The sequence below is a fragment of the Pseudomonas sp. PGPPP1 genome (assembly GCF_002255865.1).
In the GTDB taxonomy this organism is placed as follows: Bacteria; Pseudomonadota; Gammaproteobacteria; order Pseudomonadales; family Pseudomonadaceae; genus Aquipseudomonas; species Aquipseudomonas cremoris.
Genome location: NZ_NKIG01000113.1, coordinates 1 through 599 on the forward strand (window position 1 = coordinate 1; position 599 = coordinate 599).

A 599-nucleotide genomic window follows, 5' to 3' on the forward strand; every position below is an offset into this window, starting at 1 on the left:
CGGCGTTCGCAGCCCATGATCAGGTCGAGGTTACGCAAACCGACGTCGAAGTCGACGATGACTGTCTTGTGGCCGCGCAGAGCGAGGCCGGTACCGATAGCGGCGCTGGTGGTGGTCTTACCCACACCACCCTTGCCGGATGTAACCACGAGAATCTTGGCCAAGGTGTTTCACCCCTAAGGAAAAAGGACTTTTCGGTCCCTGAAAAACATCTCTTGGAACTCGCTGCAGGCGGACAGCCTTTGTAGGAAAAAGATGTGGTTTCCGGAGGGGAAACGCCAACTTCCAATTATTCCTACACAAGTAATGCCGGTTTCGCTGTGCTATCGGAGTCTAGAGATGCTTGGAAAATGCGGCAGTATCCGTTAAAGACGGATGATGTTCAACACATCGCCCGACAGGCTGACCTGCACCCCGGCCCCCCACAGCGGATCACGGCGCAAATCTTCTGAAACCTTGTACTGGCCTGCGATGGACACTAGCTCAGCGGTCAACTGCTGGCAAAAAATACGGGCCTTGGTATCACCCTTGATGCCGGCGAGGGCACGTCCGCGCATCGGGCCGTATACATGGATGTTGCCATCGGCGAGAAGTTCCGC

Annotated in this window: 2 protein-coding genes; both read right to left on the reverse strand. The window is 55.9% G+C overall.

Annotation, left to right across the window (positions count from 1 at the left end):
- Positions 1-164, reverse strand: a 164-nt coding sequence (locus CFE47_RS31430; RefSeq protein WP_286843100.1) for a nucleotide-binding protein, incomplete at its 3' end; no start/stop codon positions are given.
- 201 nt (positions 165-365) lie between these two features.
- Positions 366-599, reverse strand: a 234-nt coding sequence (gene minC, locus CFE47_RS31435; RefSeq protein ID WP_286843097.1) for a septum site-determining protein MinC, incomplete at its 5' end; no start/stop codon positions are given.